The sequence below is a fragment of the Bacillus sp. TE9106W genome (genome assembly GCF_054062215.1).
Map to the genome: position 1 here is coordinate 28421 of NZ_JBSSFA010000023.1, position 21139 is coordinate 49559.

Consider the following 21139-nt stretch of genomic DNA (forward strand, 5'->3'; position numbering starts at 1 on the left):
CCAGTACTCTCATTATGTAAAACGAGCGCCCAACGAAAGGGAGAGGCATTCTCCCTCTCCACACTTCCATAAGCGACAAATAAAGCGGTTTATGCTTACATTTATTTTACGTTGAATCCTACCAACGGTAATGAGCAAATGCTTTGTTAGCTTCTGCCATTTTATGAGTGTCTTCACGTTTCTTAACAGATGCACCAGCGTTGTTAGCTGCATCTAAGATTTCGTTAGCAAGACGCTCTTCCATAGTTTTTTCACCACGAAGACGAGCGTAGTTTACTAACCAACGAAGACCTAAAGTTGTACGGCGTTCTGGACGAACCTCAACTGGAACTTGGTAGTTAGCACCACCAACACGACGAGCGCGTACTTCAAGAACAGGCATAATGTTCTTAAGAGCTTGCTCGAATACTTCCATTGGCTCTTTACCAGTACGTTCGCTTACGATATCGAACGCATTATAAAGAATTGTTTGAGATTTACCTTTTTTACCGTCAACCATCATTTTGTTGATAAGGCGTGTTACTAGCTTCGAATTGTACATTGGATCTGGTAACACGTCACGTTTTGCAACAGGTCCTTTACGAGGCATATTGAGTTCCTCCTTTCATTAAAAAGTTATTATTTCTTAGCCGCTTTAGGCTTTTTAGTACCGTATTTAGAACGGCCTTGCATACGCTTGTCAACACCAGCTGTATCAAGCGCACCACGAACGATGTGGTAACGTACCCCTGGTAAGTCTTTTACACGACCACCGCGAATTAATACTACGCTGTGCTCTTGTAAGTTGTGACCGATACCTGGGATGTATGCTGTTACCTCAATACCATTTGTTAAACGAACACGAGCATATTTACGTAACGCTGAGTTAGGTTTCTTTGGAGTCATTGTACCAACACGAGTACATACACCACGTTTTTGAGGTGCAGAGATATCAGTTGATTTTTTCTTTAAAGAGTTAAAACCTTTGTTTAACGCAGGTGATTTAGATTTCCATACTTTATCAGTACGACCATTTCTCACTAATTGGTTAATAGTAGGCATTTGATTATCCTCCCTTCGCATGTTTGTATGACCACATATCCAGGTGGTTCATTATTAGTTGAAAACAAAGTTTTTGCAAGGGAGAGCAAATGCTCTCTCCTCACAAAAACAGTTTTAACTTATTATTCCTATTGCTGAAGCTCCCACTTGAATCCCCGCAACTTTTCCAAGTTTACGAACTGATTCAACTTTGGTTATGGGTATGTTATGTTGCAATGCAGTGCGAATGATAACATGGGTTAACCGCATATCAGCATCTTCTGCAATGACAACTTCTTTAACTATACCATTTTTGATTGCTTCCAATGTACGTTTATGACCAACGACTACATTTTCAGCATTTGACACTTTTTGATAAGACATATAAATATCCTCCAAAGCATCGTTCAGGAGCAACCTTGCTTATAGTAACATTTTGACTCATACAATGTCAACTAGGATTAACTGTTTTTATACAAAATTTACGACGGAAAATTTTACTGTTCCACATAAACTTCATCGTTTTCTACATTCATGTCATCTTGTGTAGTTTTAACAAGATCCACTTTGCGATAACGATTCATACCTGTTCCAGCAGGAACAAGTTTACCGATAATAACATTTTCTTTCAATCCTAGAAGCTCATCGCGTTTACCCTTAATCGCTGCATCAGTTAAGACACGAGTTGTTTCTTGGAACGATGCTGCAGATAAGAATGAATCTGTTTCAAGTGAAGCTTTTGTAATACCAAGTAGAACAGGTCTAGCTGTTGCTGGTTGTTTACCTTGCAGTAACACCTTCGCATTCGCATCAGTAAACTGATGAATATCTAGTAATGTTCCTGGTAATACATCTGTTTCACCTGCATCACTCACACGTACTTTACGTAACATTTGGCGTACCATTACTTCTACGTGTTTGTCACCAATTTCTACCCCTTGCATACGGTATACTTTTTGAACTTCACGTAATAAGTATTCTTGAACTGCCGTAATGTCTGTTACTTTTAGTAATTCTTTCGGATCAATAGAACCTTCTGTTAACTCTTTACCGTGGCTAATTTTCTGTCCTGGAATTACTTTCAGACGAGCACCATAAGGAATAGCATACGTACGAGCTTCAACTTCACCCTGTACAACTACTTCTTGGCGATCTTTAACATCGTTGATCGCTGCGATAACACCGTCGATTTCACTGATAACAGCCTGACCTTTCGGATTACGAGCTTCGAAGATCTCTTGGATACGAGGTAAACCTTGAGTGATATCATCTCCGGCAACCCCACCTGTATGGAACGTACGCATCGTTAACTGTGTACCTGGCTCACCGATAGATTGAGCTGCGATAATACCTACCGCTTCCCCTACTTCTACGTCTGTTCCAGTTGCTAAGTTACGACCGTAACACTTCTTACATACACCATGGCGAGTGTTACACGTAAACGCTGAACGAATGTTTACAGTTTCAACACCCGAGTTTTCAACAATATGAGCGATATCTTCAGTAATTAATTGATTTTCAGCAACTAATACTTCACCTGTTTCAGGATGTTTTACAGTTTTTCTTGCAAAACGTCCAACAAGACGATCATATAATGACTCAATAACTTCATTACCCTCTTTAATCGCACCAATTAATAAACCGCGATCTGTTCCACAATCATCTTCACGAACGATTACATCTTGTGCAACGTCAACAAGACGACGTGTTAAGTAACCAGAATCGGCAGTTTTCAGTGCTGTATCGGCAAGACCTTTACGCGCACCATGCGTAGAGATGAAGTACTCAAGTACTGTTAAACCTTCACGGAAACTTGATTTGATTGGAAGTTCGATGATACGACCAGATGGATTGGCCATCAGACCACGCATACCAGCAAGCTGAGTAAAGTTCGATGCGTTACCACGGGCACCGGAATCACTCATCATGAAGATTGGGTTGCGTTTATTCAAGGACTTCATCAGTTTTCCTTGGATAACATCTTTTGCATTACTCCAAATAGAGATAACGCGATCGTAACGTTCTTCTTCCGTGATTAAACCGCGACGGAATTGTTTAATTACATTATCTACTTTTGCTTGTGCTTCGTGGAGAATTTCATCTTTTTCACCTAATACAAGAATGTCAGATACCCCAACTGTAATACCAGCTTTTGTAGAGTACTTGAATCCTAAGTTTTTCATACGGTCAAGCATGCGAGACGTTTCTGTAATTTTGAAACGTTTAAACACTTCCGCAATGATGTTACCAAGGATTTTCTTGCTGAATGGTGCCACTTCTTCGCGACTAGCAATAATCTCTTTAATGTTCGCACCTTTTTCAACGAAATATTTCGCTGGTGTTTCTTTTTCAAGGTTTGAATTTGTTGGTTCATTAATATAAGGGAACGACTCTGGTAAGATTTCGTTAAATATTAATTTACCAACTGTTGTTAATAGAAGCATATTCTTTTGCTCTTCAGTAAATGTTGCGTTGTTTACTGCACTTGCAGCTACTGCAACACGCGTATGAAGATGTACATATCCATTTTGATATGCAAGTAATGCTTCGTTCGCATCTTTGAAGACCATACCTTCACCGATTGCACCTTCACGCTCAAGTGTTAAGTAGTAGTTACCTAATACCATATCCTGAGATGGAGTAACAACTGGTTTACCGTCTTTCGGGTTCAAGATGTTTTGTGCCGCTAACATAAGAAGACGAGCTTCTGCTTGTGCTTCTGATGATAAAGGTACGTGAACGGCCATTTGGTCACCGTCAAAGTCCGCGTTGTATGCAGTACATACAAGTGGGTGAAGACGGATTGCGCGACCTTCTACTAATGTAGGTTCAAACGCCTGAATACCAAGACGGTGAAGTGTCGGTGCGCGGTTTAGAAGTACTGGATGTTCTTTAATCACAGATTCTAAAACGTCCCAAACTTCAGGTTGTACACGCTCGATTTTACGTTTCGCACTCTTAATGTTGTGTGCTAATCCTTTTTCAACTAACTCTTTCATTACGAAAGGTTTGAACAGTTCAAGCGCCATCTCTTTCGGTAATCCACATTGATACATCTTTAAGTTCGGTCCTACAACGATTACAGAACGACCAGAGTAGTCAACACGTTTACCTAATAAGTTTTGACGGAAACGTCCTTGTTTACCTTTAAGCATGTGAGATAAAGATTTTAATGGACGGTTACCTGGTCCAGTAACTGGACGGCCACGACGACCATTATCGATTAATGCGTCTACAGCTTCTTGTAACATACGTTTTTCGTTTTGAACGATAATGCTTGGTGCACCTAAGTCCAATAGACGTTTTAAACGGTTGTTACGGTTAATTACACGACGGTATAAGTCGTTTAAGTCAGAAGTAGCAAAACGTCCACCATCTAACTGTACCATTGGTCGTAGTTCTGGTGGGATTACTGGTAGAACATCTAAGATCATCCAAGATGGCTCATTTCCAGAGTTACGGAATGCTTCTAATACTTCTAGACGTTTAATAGCACGAGTACGGCGTTGTCCTTGTGCTGTTTTTAATTCTTCTTTTAAGAAGTCTACTTCTTTATCTAAATCGATGTCTTGTAATAGCTTTTTAATCGCTTCTGCACCCATAGCAGCTTGGAATGTGCTACCATATCGATCACGATATGCACGGTATTCTTTTTCAGAAAGTAATTGCTTCTTATCAAGTGGTGTATCTCCACTTTCTGTTACAACATAAGAAGCGAAATAAATTACTTCTTCAAGCGCGCGAGGGGACATGTCTAAGACAAGTCCCATGCGGCTCGGGATACCTTTGAAATACCAAATATGAGATACAGGAGCAGCTAATTCGATATGACCCATACGTTCACGACGTACTTTCGCACGCGTTACTTCAACGCCACATCGATCACAAACTACACCTTTATAACGTACACGTTTGTATTTTCCGCAATGACATTCCCAGTCCTTTTGTGGTCCGAAAATACGCTCACAGAACAAGCCATCTTTTTCAGGCTTTAACGTACGATAGTTAATTGTTTCTGGTTTCTTAACTTCACCGTATGACCAAGAACGAATCTTGTCAGGTGAAGCAAGTCCAATCTTCATATATTCAAAGTTATTTACATCTATCAAGGGGCCTACCTCCCTTTTAGTCTACAGGTTATCCCAATTATTCCTTAGTTGTCTCAACTTCGACATTCAATTTATCTGCTGATTGATGATCATCGTCATCTTCCGTATCACGCATTTCAATTTCTGTATCGTCGCTAGACATCATTTTAACGTCCATACCTAAACTTTGCAGCTCTTTAATCAATACTTTGAATGATTCAGGAACGCCTGGTTCTGGAACATTTTCGCCTTTAACAATTGCTTCATACGTCTTAACACGTCCAACAACATCATCAGACTTCACTGTTAAGATTTCTTGAAGAGTATAAGCAGCACCGTAAGCTTCAAGTGCCCAAACCTCCATCTCACCGAAACGCTGTCCACCGAACTGAGCTTTACCTCCAAGAGGCTGCTGCGTTACAAGTGAGTATGGTCCAGTAGAACGAGCATGAAGTTTATCGTCAACCATGTGCGCAAGTTTGATCATATACATGACACCAACAGATACACGGTTATCGAACGGTTCACCAGTACGTCCGTCATACAGGATTGTTTTCGCGTCATTTGCCATACCAGCTTCTTCAATTGTGCCCCAAACATCTTCCTCACGAGCACCATCGAATACTGGTGTTGCAATGTGAATACCAAGGTATCTTGCTGCCATACCAAGATGAAGCTCTAATACCTGACCGATATTCATACGAGATGGTACCCCTAATGGGTTTAACATGATGTCGATTGGCGTACCGTCTGGTAAGTAAGGCATATCTTCTTCTGGTAAAATACGAGAGATAACACCTTTGTTACCGTGACGTCCGGCCATCTTGTCACCTTCAGAAATTTTACGTTTTTGAACGATATATGCACGTACAAGTTGATTCACGCCTGGTGGCAATTCATCGCCATCTTCACGGTTGAATACTTTTACGTCTAAGATAATACCGCCACCACCGTGTGGTACACGTAGTGATGTATCACGTACTTCACGCGCTTTTTCTCCAAAGATAGCATGTAATAGACGTTCTTCAGCTGTTAATTCTGTTACACCTTTAGGCGTTACTTTACCAACAAGTAAATCTCCATCTTTTACTTCCGCACCAACGCGAATGATACCGCGCTCGTCAAGGTTGCGTAATGCATCTTCCCCAACGTTTGGAATGTCACGTGTAATTTCTTCTGGTCCAAGCTTCGTATCACGAGCTTCTGACTCATATTCTTCAATATGAATAGAAGTGTACACATCATCTTTTACAAGGCGCTCACTCATAATGATCGCATCCTCGTAGTTATAACCATCCCAAGTCATGAAGCCAACAAGCACGTTACGTCCAAGTGCTAGTTCACCTAATTCCATAGAAGGACCATCCGCAAGGATTTCACCTTTTACAACTTCATTTCCAACACTTACAATTGGACGTTGGTTGTAGCAAGTTCCTTGGTTAGAACGAATGAATTTTTGCATTTTGTAGCGATCTAAGTCGCCTTTTACTGTTTGACCGTCAACTTCTACATAGCGACGTACCCAAACTTCACGTGCTTCTACGCGCTCAACAATACCAGGGTGTTTACAGATTACTGCAGCACCTGAGTCTTTTGCTGATACGTACTCCATACCTGTACCTACAATCGGTGATTCCGGATTCATTAACGGAACCGCCTGACGTTGCATGTTCGCTCCCATAAGTGCGCGGTTAGAGTCATCGTTTTCTAAGAACGGAATACAAGCTGTCGCTGCCGACACTACTTGTTTTGGTGATACATCCATGTAGTCGATGCGTTCTTTATTTGTGACAATGTTTTCACCACGGAAACGAGCTACGATATCTTCATCAAGGAATTCTCCTTCTTCAGATAATTTCATATTCGCTTGGGCTACAACATAATTATCTTCTTCATCTGCTGTTAAATAATCAACATGCCCTGTTACAAGACCAGTTTCTGGGTCAACACGACGGTATGGTGTTTCAATGAAACCAAACTCATTTACTTTCGCGAATGAAGATAATGAGTTAATCAAACCGATGTTTGGTCCCTCTGGTGTTTCAATCGGACACATACGACCATAGTGAGAGTAGTGAACGTCACGTACTTCAAAGCCTGCGCGCTCACGCGTTAAACCACCCGGTCCTAATGCAGATAGTCTTCGTTTGTGAGTTAACTCTGCTAATGGGTTTGTTTGGTCCATGAACTGAGATAACTGAGAACTTCCGAAGAACTCTTTAATAGATGCAATAACAGGACGAATATTAATTAATGCCTGTGGTGTAATTGCATTTGTATCTTGGATCGACATTCTCTCACGAACAACACGTTCCATACGAGAAAGACCGATACGGAATTGATTTTGTAATAGTTCTCCAACAGAACGCAGACGACGGTTTCCTAAGTGGTCGATATCATCTGTATCCCCTACTTTGTATAGTAGGTTGAAGAAGTAACTGATAGAAGCAAGGATATCACCTGGTGTGATGTGTTTTACATCACGAGTAATGTTTGCATTACCAATTACATTAATTACACGTTCGCCTTCTGACTCAGGAGCATAAATCTTAATAGATTGCAGCTCAACATCGCCTTCTACCACTCCACCCATTGGTTTCGCTGTTTTGAATCCAATGTTTTTCTCTAAGTAAGGTAAAATGCGATCAAGTGTACGACGATCTAAGATTGTTCCTTCTGCCGCTAAAATTTCACCAGTTTCTGGATCCACTAATGTTTCAGCTAAACGTTGATTAAACAATCTGTTTTTAATGTGTAACTTCTTGTTGATCTTGTAGCGACCTACATTTGCTAAATCGTAGCGCTTTGGATCGAAGAAACGAGACACAAGTAAGCTCTTAGCATTTTCTACTGTTGGTGGTTCACCAGGGCGTAGACGCTCATAAATTTCAAGCAATGCTTTTTCTGTGCTATCTGTGTTGTCTTTTTCTAATGTGTTGCTTAAGTATTCGTTATCACCTAAAAGCTCGGTGATTTCTTGATCAGAGCCAAACCCTAATGCGCGTAACAAAACAGTTACAGGAAGTTTACGCGTACGGTCAATACGCACATATACAACATCCTTAGCATCTGTCTCATACTCTAACCAAGCTCCGCGGTTTGGAATTACAGTAGCAGTAAAACCACGTTTTCCGTTTTTATCCACTTTGCCACTATAGTATACGCTTGGAGAGCGAACTAACTGGGAAACGATAACACGTTCTGCACCGTTAATTACGAATGTTCCAGTCTCTGTCATGAGTGGGAAATCTCCCATGAACACATCTTGTTCTTTTACTTCACCAGTTTCCTTGTTGATTAGACGCACTTTTACACGAAGTGGTGCTGCATACGTCACATCACGCTCTTTGCATTCGTCTACAGAGTATTTAGGTTCACCTAAGCTGTAGTCGATAAATTCAAGCGATAGATTTCCCGTAAAGTCTTCAATCGGAGAAATGTCTTGGAACATTTCTCGCAAACCCTCATCAAGAAACCACTGATAAGAAGAGGTTTGAATTTCGATAAGATTTGGTAACTCTAATACTTCACTAATACGGGCATAACTTCTTCGTTGGCGGTGGCGTCCGTATTGAACTAGTTGACCTGTCAACTGCTTCACCCCTCAAATCATGAGTATTATAAATGCACAAAAAAATTTGTGCAAAATCACAAATAAATACAACTACTGCTATTTAGCGTAGTCTTTTTTCTCTTAAAGATAAATACGTTGAGTCTTTCTACCTGCTCAAAAAAGAAAAATGGCTTCTATAAGAAAACCATCATTCTGTTTCATAATCTGCTGATTTTACTATCTTTTCCAAGAGAAACAAAAATATACATCTTTCTCAACGCAGAAAATCATATATTGGCATTGTATAATGTTAACATAGCCAAAAATAACCGTCAACGTTTTTTTGATTTTATGATATAATATCCTTTTTTCTTTTCTACAACTTCGACTTCAGAAAATACTTCCTCTAGTTTCTTCAGTGCAGATGGTGCACCTTGCTTCTTTTGAATAACAATCCACAACTCTCCACCCGGAACTAAATGTTCTACAGCTTTTTCTAAAATCTCATGCACGACATCTTTACCTGCACGAATTGGAGGATTAGATAGAATAGCAGCATACATACCATCTACGTTTTCATAGACGCTACTTTGAAAAATGTGCACATTTCCAATTTTATTGTTAGCGGCATTTTCTTTCGCAAGCTCAAGCGCCCTTTCATTCACATCCACCATGTGAACTTTACGGTCTTGAAACTCTTTCGCTAACGATAAACCAATTGGCCCATATCCACAACCTACGTCTAATATATCACCTTTAATATCTGGCACTTGAAACGCTTCAATTAAAAGACGAGAACCAAAGTCCACTTCGTTTTTCGAGAACACCCCATGGTCAGATAAGAAAGTAAATTGAGATCCACGAAGGGTAAATCCCCACCGCTTACGGTCACTTTTACTAGAAGGGTCGTTAGAAAAATAATGGTCTGCCATATGGCCACCTCTTTTCTTTACAGTTAAAAAAAAAGCTCGCATGAGAGCGAGCTTTTTTTAAAGCATCAAAAGTTAATTACTTAACTTCTACAGCAGCGCCAACTTCTTCAAGTTTAGCTTTGATTTCTTCAGCTTCTTCTTTAGCAGCAGCTTCTTTGATTACTTTTGGAGTGTTGTCAACTAATTCTTTAGCTTCTTTTAAGCCAAGACCAGTGATTTCACGAACAACTTTGATAACTTTGATTTTTTGTGCACCAGCGCTAGTTAGTTCCACATCAAATTCAGTTTTCTCAGCAGCAGCTTCTCCAGCGCCACCAGCAACAGCTACAGGAGCAGCAGCAGTTACGCCGAATTCTTCCTCGATAGCTTTTACTAAGTCGTTAAGTTCTAATACAGTCATAGATTTAACTGCTTCAATGATTTGTTCTTTAGTCATTGTAAATATCCTCCCTTAAATAGGTTTGTATTGTTTTATCGATAATACGTAATTATCTTTTAAAAAATTAAGCGCCTTGCTCTTCCTTTTGATCTGCAACTGCTTTAGTAGCAAGTGCAAGGTTACGGATTGGAGCTTGAAGAACGCTAAGAAGCATAGAAAGTAAGCCTTCACGTGATGGAAGAGTAGCGATAGCTTTAACCTCATCAAGTGTTACAAGTTTACCTTCGATTACGCCCGCTTTAATTTCTAAAGCTTCATGATCTTTAGCGAAGTCGTTTAATACTTTCGCAGGAGCAACTACATCCTCGTTACTGAACGCGATTGCGTTTGGTCCTGTTAAGAATTCATTTAACTCAGCCATTTCAGCAGATTCTGCAGCACGACGAGTTAGAGAGTTTTTGTAAACTTTGAACTCAACGCCAGCTTCACGTAATTGCTTACGTAATTCTGTTGCTTCAGAAACTGTTAAACCACGGTAGTCAACAACGATTGTAGATTTACTAGCGCGAAGTTTGTCCGCGATTTCAGTTACAACTTGTTGTTTAGTTTCGATTACTTTGCTCATGTTATTACACCTCCTGTAGATTATATAGAAGATGTACCGAAAGTGCACTAAAAACCTCCATGCCCAACTTGTAGACATGGAGGCATATAGTCACAGAAAAAAATTCCGCTTCGTATATTAACACCTAGGTAGGAAATTAAGTCTATTGACACCTACTGTCTACGGTACACTAATTAAATTCACAACATAAATGATTATATTAGAACTTCTTTATGAAGTCAACTTCCAAAATTTACGCTAATGTAGAAACGTCTACACGTACGCCAGGTCCCATTGTAGAAGCAACTGTTACGTTCTTCATGTAAGTACCTTTTGCAGCAGCTGGCTTAACTTTTTGTAAAGTGTCAGCAATTGTTCTGAAGTTTTCTACTAATTTAGCATCTTCGAAAGATACTTTACCGATTGGAACGTGGATGTTACCAGCTTTATCAACGCGGTATTCAACTTTACCAGCTTTGATTTCGTTAACAGCTTTAGTTACATCGAAAGTAACTGTTCCAGTTTTAGGGTTTGGCATTAAACCTTTAGGTCCTAATACGCGACCAAGTTTACCAACTTCACCCATCATGTCAGGAGTTGCTACTACTACATCGAAATCGAACCAACCTTGTTGGATTTTACCGATGTAATCAGCATCGCCTACGAAGTCAGCTCCAGCAGCTTCAGCTTCTTTAGCTTTTTCACCTTTAGCGAATACTAATACACGTTGTACTTTACCAGTACCGTGTGGAAGAACAACTGCACCACGGATTTGTTGGTCAGCTTTCTTAGGGTCAACACCTAAACGGAATGCAGCTTCTACAGTTGCATCAAATTTAGCTGTGTTTGTTTTCTTTACTAATTCTACTGCTTCTGTTGCAGAGTAAGCAGCTGCACGATCAACAAGCTTTGCAGCTTCTACGTACTTTTTACCTCTTTTAGCCATTTTTATTTCCTCCTCGAATGTGGTTTTAGCGGAATAACCTCCCACGTTTACGCTTATTTTCAGGTATAACCTGAGGATGCGCGCCATCCATTTATTTAAAAACGATAATCATTTACGATAATAAAGGTTGCGAATTGGAATTCCAGACCCGCAACCTTTTTTAAAAAACAAATCGAATTAGTCTTCGATAACGATGCCCATACTGCGTGCAGTACCTTCAACCATACGCATTGCAGCTTCTACACTAGCAGCGTTTAGGTCAGGCATTTTAGTTTCAGCGATTTCGCGTACTTTATCACGCTTAACAGTTGCCACTTTATTACGGTTTGGTTCACCAGAACCAGACTCAATACCAGCTACTTTCTTAAGAAGAACAGCAGCAGGAGGAGTTTTAGTAATGAAAGTGAATGAACGGTCCTCAAATACCGTAATTTCAACAGGGATGATAAGACCAGCTTGATCTGCTGTACGAGCGTTAAACTCTTTACAGAAGCCCATGATGTTAACACCTGCTTGTCCTAATGCTGGACCAACTGGTGGAGCTGGGTTAGCTTTACCTGCAGGAATTTGAAGTTTTACCATTTTAATTACCTTTTTAGCCACGAGACACACCTCCTTAAGTCCGTGATGTGGTCAATTGGACAGTGATTTGCCCTCCCACGTCATATTTTATCTGTAAGGATAAAATCTTTCAAAAAACGTCTCCGATAACGAAGACGTACTGACTTAAAAGATATTATCACTTTTTACAATTCATTTCAAGTTTCATTTTATAATTTTTCAATTTGATGGAAGTCAAGTTCAACTGGAGTCTCGCGACCAAACATGTCCACAAGTACGCTAACCTTCTTCTTCTCCACATCAATTTCTTCGATAGCACCTGTATAATCTGCGAATGGTCCCTCATTTACACGTACTGTCTCATGAAGTTCAAAGTCGAAATCAACCACTTCGTTGTCCATTCCCATATGTTTCATAATGGTAACAACTTCCTCTTCTAATAGAGGTGATGGTTTAGATCCAGAACCAGAAGAGCCAACGAACCCAGTTACACCCGGCGTGTTACGTACAACATACCAAGAGTCATCAGTCATGATTAATTCTACTAATACATAACCTGGGAACACTTTTCTTTTCATTAATTTTTCTTTACCGTTTTTCATTTCTACTTCTACTTCTTCCGGGACAACAACACGGAAAATTTTATCTTGCATACCCATTGATTCTACACGTTTCTCTAGGTTTGCTTTTACTTTATTTTCATATCCAGAATAAGTATGGACAACATACCAACTTTTTTCCATTCATTTAGGACGAGCGTCCTTCCCTCCCTGACGTACATTTTTTTGCGCAAATGAAAAAACCCGTTCACCGGGCTTTTACACAGTTCTTATAAATAACATTATATCATGGATAAGTGCTTCTTATTCAAGAATTAACCAAGAATTAACCGAATTAAAGAAGAAATGCCCATATCAACTACTGCGAAGAAAATCGCAAAGAAGACAACTGTAGCGATAACAGTCGCTGTTGAACGGAGTAATTCATCTTTTTTAGGCCAACTTACTTTTTTCATTTCGCGACCTACATCGCCGAAAAAGTTCGTTAAACGCATCTACGGGACCTCCAGTGTATTATTTCAATTATTTATTTTGTTTCCTTGTGAACTGTATGCTGATTGCATGTTTTACAAAATTTCTTTATTTCAAGTCGCTCTACTGAGCTCGTATCTTTCATCGTAGAGTAGTTTCGATTTTTACACTCTTCACATGAGAGTACAACTTTTTTCCTCATTAGTTACACCAACCTTGTAACATTATGTCCCTAAAAATGTATCATACAATAAAAGACAATGTCAATGACATGCCTTTTGTACTCTCTACAAAAAGAAAACAGGTGATTTTTTACACCTGTAGCTCTTGTTATTAATTTGAAGTGGTACTCTCTCTCATTTCCATATAGCGTTCCAATTTCCGCTTCACTCTCTGTAAAGCGTTATCAATAGATTTCACATGTCTATTTAACTGTTCCGAAATCTCTTGATAAGAACGACCGTCTAGATATAAAGAAAGCACTTTTCTTTCTAAATCGCTTAATAATTCAGATATTTTAGATTCTATGTCGGTATATTCTTCCTGACTTATAATCATTTCTTCAGGATCAGTTACCTTCGCTTCCGAAATAACATCTAATAATGTCCGATCGGATTCCTCGTCATAAATCGGTTTATCTAAAGACACATACGAATTTAACGGAATATGCTTTTGCCTGGTTGCTGTTTTAATAGCGGTAATAATTTGTCGAGTGATACACAGTTCAGCAAATGCTTTGAATGAAGACAGCTTGTCCTCTTTATAATCACGAATCGCTTTAAACAATCCAATCATACCTTCTTGAACAATATCTTCTCGATCGGCACCCACTAAGAAATAAGATCTCGATTTCGCGCGAACAAAGTTCTTATATTTGTGAATCAAATATTCTAGAGCGTCAGTATTACCTTTTCGAACTAACTCAACGATTGCCTCATCTTCTAAATCACGAAATGTAACGTCGCCTACACTTACGAAGCCTGCTTCCACCTTGATCCCTCCGACCGCTATTTATTTAGAAATATTATACAGTAAAAAGACAAAGAGCGTCAATGCTTCAACGCTCTCCTCTTCTTAATTTTTCTAACTTTTCTGTAATATCCTTGCTAAATATCTTTCGCATAGCAGGTTGCTTTTCTTTTGTGTCTTGTGTACGCCTTCTTACTTGTTGCTCCATCGCTTGTACTTCCAGCTCTAATTCCCGCGCAGATTTCCGGAGCGCACCTTGAGCAAATATAACCCATTGTTCCGTATAATCAGAAGTCGCAACATATATTTGCGTATTTATATTCCTAAGCTCAATTGCAAGTTGCTCTATCTTTTCATCTGCAGTTTGATTCTTCCTCGTGAATATAACTTCCACACGCGATTGTTTCATCTTTTTTTCAATACCGTGGACTGTATAAGCATCAAAAACTATCATTACCTTTGTACCTGTGTAACCTTGGTAATCCGCCATCTTATCAATCAGTGCATCTCTTGATGATTGCAAATCTACATCCCGTAGTTTTTTCAAGTCTCCCCAAGCTCCAATAATGTTGTAACCGTCAACGATTAAAATATCGTTCATTTTTTATTTACCAATTTCGTTACGTTTACGATATACCTCATACATTAACAAACTTGCGGCCACTGAAGCATTTAAGGATGTAACTTTACCAACCATCGGTAAAGTAATTAAGAAATCACATTTTTCACCAATAATACGGCTCATACCTTTTCCTTCACTTCCAATTACTAATCCAATTGGCATTTTACCATCTAAATTACGGTAATCTGTTTTCCCTTTTGCATCTGTACCAGCAATCCAAAGTCCACGTTCTTTTAATTCATCGATTGTACGAGATAAATTCGTTACACGTGCAACAGGAATATATTCAATTGCCCCGGTAGATGCTTTCGCAACTGAAGCTGTAAGTCCCACAGCTCTTCTTTTCGGAATAATAATTCCATGAGCTCCTGTTGCATCCGCAGTACGCATAATAGAACCTAGGTTATGCGGGTCTTCAATTTCATCTAAAATTAAGAAGAACGGATCTTCATTGCGCTTCTCTGCTACTTTGAATAGATCTTCTAGCTCAGCATATTGATATGCGGCCACTTGAGCAATTACACCTTGATGGTTTCCCTCAACTAATTGATCTAATTTCTTTTTTGGTGCATGTTGTAAAATAATCTTATTTTCTTTCGCTAGCGCTAGTACAATTTGTACTTGTCCTTTGGCAGCACCTTCTGCGATCCAAATTTTATTAATATCTCTCCCTGATCGTAACGCTTCAATTACAGGGTTACGTCCAATAATATATTCACTACTCATGATGATGTGCCCCCTTCCTTTTCTTCTAAAACAGCAATTGCCTTATATACAATTTCGTCTAATCTTTCACGATTATTTAATAAGTGATGATAGCCAATCAGCGCTTCAAAGGCTGTACTATGTCGGTATGTTTGTACATCCGTATTTTTCGGAACAGTACCTGAATTTGCATTACGCCCTCTTCTCAGTACCGCTTCTTCTTCCTCAGTTAAAAATGCTGTCTCTAATAAATGATAAACAACTTTCGCCTGTGCTTTTGCCGAAACAAAGCTTGTCCCTAATCGATGCAACTGATTAGGACGAACTTTTCCTTTTTGAAGTAGGTGATAGCGGATATATTGTTCATATACCGCATCACCCATATATGCTAACGCTAAGCTGTTTAATTGCTTTGCATCAATCATTCTTATCCTCTTTTCCATCTTGTACCTTGAGCGGTATCTTCTAAAATAATGTTGCGGTCTTTTAAATCATCGCGAATTTGATCCGATAATGCAAAATCACGATTTTTACGAGCTTCAATGCGTTTTTGAATAAGTGCCTCAATTTCTTCATCAAGCAACTCTTCTTGCGCTAATTCTAATCCTAAAATATCAAATAATGTTTCAAGCTGTTTTACATATGCTTCAATTACCACTGTGGACGTATGTTCTTCCAGTAAATATTGATTCGCATGATTTGCAACATTATATAACTCAGTGATTGCATTAGCAGTATTGAAGTCATCATTCATCGCTTCTTCAAATGCAGTTTGGAATTTTTCTAGGTCAGCTAACCATTTCTCATTATGATCTGTTAAATCCGTACTACTTTCCATACGGTGTTTTAAATTACCGTAAGCCGTTTTAATTCTTTCCAGTCCGTTATTTGTGCTTTGTAATAACTCTTCACTGAAATTAATTGGGTGACGATAATGTACTGATAGCATAAAGAATCTAATTAACTGCGGATCATATTGCTTAATAATATCGTGAACTAAAATGAAGTTCCCAAGTGACTTAGACATTTTCTCATTATTAATATTAATATATCCATTGTGCATCCAATAACGTGCAAATGTTTTTCCTGTTAACGCCTCAGACTGCGCGATTTCATTCTCATGATGAGGAAATGCCAAGTCTTGACCACCAGCATGAATATCAATTGTATCCCCTAAGTATTTACGCGCCATTGCCGAGCACTCGATATGCCAGCCTGGGCGACCTTGACCCCAAGGGCTTTCCCAGAAGATTTCTCCTTCTTTCGCAGCTTTCCATAAAGCAAAATCAAGAGGGTCTTGTTTCTTTTCTCCTACTTCAATACGCGCGCCGTGACGTAAGTCCGCAATTGGTTGATGTGATAATTTACCGTACCCTTCGAATTCCTTCGTTCTAAAGTACACATCCCCTTCGGATTCATATGCATATCCTTTATTCACAAGTTCTTGAATAAATTCAATAATGATATCCATATTTTCCGTTACACGCGGGTGAACTGTTGCATGTTTGCAACCTAGTGCCGTTACATCTTCAAAATACGCTTCCACAAAACGGTCCGCAATTGTCGGCACATCTTCACCTAATTCATTTGCTGCTTTAATTAATTTATCATCTACGTCAGTAAAGTTAGATACATACTGTACATCGTACCCTTTATATTCTAAATAACGACGCACCGTATCAAATACCATAGGTGGTCTTGCATTCCCAATGTGAATATAGTTATAAACTGTAGGTCCGCATACATACATCTTTACCTTATTTTCTTCTAATGGAGTAAACTCTTCCTTTTGACGTGTTAACGTATTATAAATGTGAATAGTCATTTTTATCCTTCCTTTCTACCTTTACTTCAAGTTGTTTTTTCAATTTATCAAGTTCTACTTCCATGACCTTTAATTTATCAAAAATTGGGTCTGGAAGGTCGGAATGATTTAATTCTTGACCGATCTTTACTCCATTTTGAATAACGACTCGGCCAGGTATACCTACAACTGTAGAATGTGCAGGGACTTCTTTCAATACGACAGAACCTGCTCCAATTTTAGAATTCTCTCCAACTGTAATAGAACCTAGTACTTTAGCACCCGTTGCAATTAATACATTATCTTGAATTGTAGGGTGCCTCTTTCCCTTTTCTTTACCTGTACCACCTAATGTAACTCCTTGGTAGATCGTTACATTATCACCAATTTCGCACGTTTCTCCAATTACAACCCCCATTCCATGGTCAATGAAAAAACGACGACCAATTGTTGCTCCTGGATGAATCTCAATGCCAGTAAAGAAACGACTAACTTGTGAGATCCAACGTGCAATAAAGAAGAAATTCTTTTTATAAAAAGCATGTGCAATTCGATGGGCCCAAACTGCATGTAATCCAGAGTAAGTCAAAATGACTTCGAAATAACTTCTTGCCGCTGGATCCTGTTCAAAAACGACTTCAATATCTTCCCGAAGCCTCTTAAACATCGACGTTCCCTCCCCTTTATGGGCTGCTTTTTCGAGTGAACTAACTCCCTACTTATCCCCCTAAATCTTTATACACGTGGATAAGACTTATACTCATACCAATTTTACGGTATAAAAAAGACGCCTCTGTCATATTGACAGAGACGCCTTATAAGCGCGGTTCCACTCTGTTTAGGCTAAAAAAGCCTCAAACTCATCTCTGATAACGGTGTACACCGCTTCTGCTTACTTTACGCCCTAAGACGTTTTGCAAAGCAATTTGCTGTTCAGCAGAAGACTCGAAGGGGCATTTCAAAAATCCGCTTATAAACCACTTCCAGCCTAAAGGTGGTTCTCTCTGTAAAAAGCCTGATTTTCTACTTCTCCTTCTCGTCGCTTTTCCTTATTAGGTTTTAAGTATACTTATTATATTTCTAAACCTAGAAAATGTTAACCAATTACTTTTTGAAGACGATTTAAAACTTTTTCTTTTCCAAGAAGTGCAATAGCATTAGGAAGCTCTGGGCCATGTGTTTGACCAGTAGTTGCAACACGGATTGGCATAAATAAGTTTTTACCTTTATGACCTGTTTCCTTTTGAACCGCTTTAATAGCCGCCTTAATTGCTGCCGGTTCCATAGCTTCTAGTGCTTCTACTTGACCAGCAAATGCACGAAGTACTTCTGGTACTTGTTCACCTTTTAATACTTCTTGTCCTTCTTCTTCATAATCAACGTGATCTTTGAAGAACATTTCAGAAAGCTCTACAATTTCAGCTCCAAAGCTCATTTGTTCATGATATAACGCAATTACATCACGAATCCAAGCTTGTTCTTGTTCACTTAAAGTTTCACCTATACGTCCAGCCTTCACTAAATGCGGTAAGCTTAATTCTACCACCGTATCTAAATCTTGCTTTTTCATATATTGGTTGTTCATCCATTTTAGTTTTTGAGAATCAAATAATGCAGGTGATTTTGATAAACGAGCTGCATCAAACATTTTGATAAACTCTTCTTGAGAGAAGATTTCTTCTTCTCCTACTGGCGACCAACCTAGTAGTGCAATAAAGTTAAAGATTGCTTCTGGAAGATATCCAAGCTCTTTATATTGCTCAATAAATTGAATAATAGATTCATCACGCTTACTTAATTTTTTACGGCTTTCATTTACAATTAAAGTCATATGACCGAATTGCGGAATATCCCAACCGAAAGCTTCATAAATCATCATTTGTTTTGGCGTGTTTGAAATATGGTCATCACCACGAAGTACGTGTGTAATTTCCATTAAGTGATCATCTACTGCTACTGCAAAGTTATAAGTTGGAATCCCATCTTTTTTCACGATAACGAAATCACCGAAATCATTTGAATGGAATGCAACTTCATCTTTTACAATATCTTTAAATGTGTAATCACGGTCAGCTGGTACGCGGAAACGAATACTTGGAATACGTCCCTCAGCTTCAAATTCTTTCACTTGCGCTTCAGTTAAATCACGGTGGTTACCTGCGTAACGAGGTGTTTCACCACGAGCAATTTGCCCTTCGCGTTCTGCTTCTAGCTCTTCTTCTGTCATATAACATTTGTAAGCTAAACCACGCTCTAATAAATCTTCATATAACTTTTTATAAATATCTAAACGCTCTGTTTGACGATATGGTCCAAATTCACCACCAACATCAACACCTTCATCCCAGTCCATACCGAGCCATTTCAAGTATTTTAATTGGCTTTCTTCTCCACCAGCAACATTACGTTTTACATCAGTATCTTCAATACGAATAATAAACTTACCATCTTGATGACGAGCAAATAAATAATTAAATAATGCCGTACGCGCATTTCCGATATGTAAGTGTCCTGTTGGACTTGGCGCATAGCGCACTCTCACTTGCTTTTCCATAATTGGTACACCTTCCATTCTTAATGTCAACACATTCTATAATTGTACACCAAAAAAATGTGATTATCCATCTTACGAATTAAAAACCATTATTTTTTCTGTAATAAAACAACTGCTTGAGAAGCAATTCCTTCTTCTCTACCTGTAAATCCTAATTTTTCTGTTGTTGTTGCCTTTACATTGACATTATCAATAGACGTTTCTAATAGTTCACTAATGCGTTTACGCATACTTTCAATATGTGGTGCCATTTTCGGCTTTTGAGCAATAATTGTACAATCTAAATTCCCTAATTCATAACCTTGTTCACGCACAAACTCCCAAACCTTTTGCAACAATACAGCTGAATCAGCATCTTTAAAGGCTGGGTCTGTATCAGGGAAATGTTTCCCGATATCTCCTGCTGCAATTGCACCTAAACACGCATCCGCGATTGTATGTAATAATACGTCTGCATCAGAGTGACCGATTAATCCTTTCTCATGTGGAATTGTAATTCCACCAATAATTAACGGTCTACCTTCCGCGAATTCATGCACATCAAAACCTTGTCCAATTCGAAACATTTTTACATCCTCCTCGAGCTAAACTACTGAGCTTTATGATTCTATATTATATCGCTATCCTTATAAAGAAAAGCCCGGCCGTTGCCGAGCTTTTCTTCGCTATAATCATTGCTATCATTTCTTTTGAACGTGAAGAAAACTTTCAGCAATTAGTAAATCCTCTGGGGTCGTCACTTTAATATTATAGTAACTCCCCTCTACTACACCTACTTGCTTCCCGATACGTTCTACGAGACTTGCATCATCTGTACCAAGGAAACAACTCTGCTTCGCACTTCTATGAGCTTCTAACAAAAGCGAAACAGAGAACCCTTGCGGTGTTTGTACAGCTTTAAGTTGCGATCTTTCTACCGTTTCGACAACAACACCCTGCTCTACTTTCTTAACAGTATCTTTCACTGGCACCGCACAAATGGAAGCTCCATATTTTTCTGCTGCAGTTAATACATCTTGGATTACTTTATTCGTTACGAACGGGCGCGCACCGTCATGTACAAGAACATACTCAACATCAGTCGTATGCTTAATCGCATTATATACACTATCTTGTCTTTCAGCTCCACCTTGAATAAATTGTACTGGCTTTTCAACCGGATACTTCTGCATTAACTCTTCAAAATATGGACGCTCTTCTTCGTTAATTGCCATAATAATATTTTTACATGCTTTATCCTTTTCAAAAGCACGTAACGTATGCACAATAATCGGTACTTCATTAATAAGTAAGAACAACTTATTTTTGCCAGCACCCATCCGCTTTCCCTGACCAGCTGCTGGAATAATTAATGTATACATATTAATAATC

22 protein-coding genes and 2 other annotated features are annotated in these 21139 nt (G+C 38.9%); all 22 genes read right to left on the minus strand.

The window, feature by feature from the left end:
- Positions 1-118: 118 nt before the first annotated feature.
- A complete protein-coding gene (gene rpsG, locus ACVWY7_RS26045) occupies positions 119-589 on the minus strand; it encodes a 30S ribosomal protein S7 (RefSeq protein WP_001137493.1) in 471 nt (156 codons plus the stop codon).
- A gap of 29 nt (positions 590-618) precedes the next feature.
- Positions 619-1041, minus strand: a complete 423-nt coding sequence (rpsL, locus tag ACVWY7_RS26050; protein ID WP_001142340.1) for a 30S ribosomal protein S12 — start codon at positions 1039-1041, stop codon at positions 619-621.
- A gap of 114 nt (positions 1042-1155) precedes the next feature.
- On the minus strand, positions 1156-1404 hold the full coding sequence (locus tag ACVWY7_RS26055; RefSeq protein WP_000121830.1) for a 50S ribosomal protein L7ae-like protein: 249 nt from the start codon (positions 1402-1404) through the stop codon (positions 1156-1158).
- Between the two features lie 113 nt (positions 1405-1517).
- Positions 1518-5129, minus strand: a complete 3612-nt coding sequence (gene rpoC, locus ACVWY7_RS26060; protein WP_000567936.1) for a DNA-directed RNA polymerase subunit beta' — start codon at positions 5127-5129, stop codon at positions 1518-1520.
- A gap of 37 nt (positions 5130-5166) precedes the next feature.
- On the minus strand, positions 5167-8700 hold the full coding sequence (rpoB, locus tag ACVWY7_RS26065; RefSeq protein WP_000147554.1) for a DNA-directed RNA polymerase subunit beta: 3534 nt from the start codon (positions 8698-8700) through the stop codon (positions 5167-5169).
- Between the two features lie 293 nt (positions 8701-8993).
- Positions 8994-9593, minus strand: coding sequence for a class I SAM-dependent methyltransferase (locus ACVWY7_RS26070; RefSeq protein ID WP_000763292.1), 600 nt, complete (start codon positions 9591-9593; stop codon positions 8994-8996).
- Between the two features lie 76 nt (positions 9594-9669).
- On the minus strand, positions 9670-10029 hold the full coding sequence (gene rplL / locus ACVWY7_RS26075) for a 50S ribosomal protein L7/L12 (RefSeq protein ID WP_000159736.1): 360 nt from the start codon (positions 10027-10029) through the stop codon (positions 9670-9672).
- 67 nt (positions 10030-10096) lie between these two features.
- Positions 10097-10597 (minus strand): 50S ribosomal protein L10, encoded by a 501-nt coding sequence (rplJ, locus tag ACVWY7_RS26080; RefSeq protein WP_000048716.1) that lies wholly within the window; start codon positions 10595-10597, stop codon positions 10097-10099.
- A gap of 39 nt (positions 10598-10636) precedes the next feature.
- Positions 10637-10780, minus strand: a sequence feature (ribosomal protein L10 leader region).
- Positions 10781-10829: 49 nt separating this feature from the next.
- Complete coding sequence (gene rplA / locus ACVWY7_RS26085) at positions 10830-11522, minus strand: 50S ribosomal protein L1 (protein ID WP_002020168.1); 693 nt, start codon at positions 11520-11522, stop codon at positions 10830-10832.
- 177 nt (positions 11523-11699) lie between these two features.
- Complete coding sequence (gene rplK, locus ACVWY7_RS26090; protein WP_001085872.1) at positions 11700-12125, minus strand: 50S ribosomal protein L11; 426 nt, start codon at positions 12123-12125, stop codon at positions 11700-11702.
- A 167-nt stretch (positions 12126-12292) separates the two neighbouring features.
- Positions 12293-12826 carry a transcription termination/antitermination protein NusG gene (gene nusG, locus ACVWY7_RS26095; protein ID WP_000415794.1) on the minus strand — a complete coding sequence of 178 codons (534 nt, stop codon included), beginning with the start codon at positions 12824-12826 and terminating at the stop codon, positions 12293-12295.
- 131 nt (positions 12827-12957) lie between these two features.
- Positions 12958-13137, minus strand: coding sequence for a preprotein translocase subunit SecE (gene secE, locus ACVWY7_RS26100; RefSeq protein ID WP_001241321.1), 180 nt, complete (start codon positions 13135-13137; stop codon positions 12958-12960).
- A gap of 32 nt (positions 13138-13169) precedes the next feature.
- A complete protein-coding gene (gene rpmG / locus ACVWY7_RS26105) occupies positions 13170-13316 on the minus strand; it encodes a 50S ribosomal protein L33 (protein WP_002070160.1) in 147 nt (48 codons plus the stop codon).
- Between the two features lie 131 nt (positions 13317-13447).
- Positions 13448-14104, minus strand: coding sequence for an RNA polymerase sporulation sigma factor SigH (locus ACVWY7_RS26110; RefSeq protein WP_000387199.1), 657 nt, complete (start codon positions 14102-14104; stop codon positions 13448-13450).
- A 67-nt stretch (positions 14105-14171) separates the two neighbouring features.
- Positions 14172-14684, minus strand: a complete 513-nt coding sequence (locus ACVWY7_RS26115) for an NYN domain-containing protein (protein WP_000997883.1) — start codon at positions 14682-14684, stop codon at positions 14172-14174.
- A 3-nt stretch (positions 14685-14687) separates the two neighbouring features.
- Positions 14688-15431 carry a 23S rRNA (guanosine(2251)-2'-O)-methyltransferase RlmB gene (gene rlmB, locus ACVWY7_RS26120; protein WP_000093759.1) on the minus strand — a complete coding sequence of 248 codons (744 nt, stop codon included), beginning with the start codon at positions 15429-15431 and terminating at the stop codon, positions 14688-14690.
- Positions 15428-15835 carry a Mini-ribonuclease 3 gene (locus ACVWY7_RS26125; RefSeq protein ID WP_000564261.1) on the minus strand — a complete coding sequence of 136 codons (408 nt, stop codon included), beginning with the start codon at positions 15833-15835 and terminating at the stop codon, positions 15428-15430. The genes rlmB and ACVWY7_RS26125 overlap by 4 nt, the downstream gene beginning before the upstream one ends.
- A gap of 2 nt (positions 15836-15837) precedes the next feature.
- Entirely contained in the window at positions 15838-17235 is a 1398-nt protein-coding gene (cysS, locus tag ACVWY7_RS26130; protein ID WP_000152268.1) for a cysteine--tRNA ligase, read from the minus strand.
- Positions 17216-17881, minus strand: a complete 666-nt coding sequence (gene cysE, locus ACVWY7_RS26135) for a serine O-acetyltransferase (protein ID WP_000476500.1) — start codon at positions 17879-17881, stop codon at positions 17216-17218. The genes cysS and cysE overlap by 20 nt, the downstream gene beginning before the upstream one ends.
- A gap of 136 nt (positions 17882-18017) precedes the next feature.
- Positions 18018-18263 (minus strand) — a binding site (T-box leader).
- Between the two features lie 47 nt (positions 18264-18310).
- Positions 18311-19768 (minus strand): glutamate--tRNA ligase, encoded by a 1458-nt coding sequence (gene gltX / locus ACVWY7_RS26140; protein ID WP_000415154.1) that lies wholly within the window; start codon positions 19766-19768, stop codon positions 18311-18313.
- A gap of 89 nt (positions 19769-19857) precedes the next feature.
- Positions 19858-20334, minus strand: a complete 477-nt coding sequence (gene ispF, locus ACVWY7_RS26145; protein ID WP_073525555.1) for a 2-C-methyl-D-erythritol 2,4-cyclodiphosphate synthase — start codon at positions 20332-20334, stop codon at positions 19858-19860.
- A gap of 114 nt (positions 20335-20448) precedes the next feature.
- Complete coding sequence (ispD, locus tag ACVWY7_RS26150) at positions 20449-21129, minus strand: 2-C-methyl-D-erythritol 4-phosphate cytidylyltransferase (RefSeq protein ID WP_105990023.1); 681 nt, start codon at positions 21127-21129, stop codon at positions 20449-20451.
- Positions 21130-21139 lie beyond the last annotated feature (10 nt).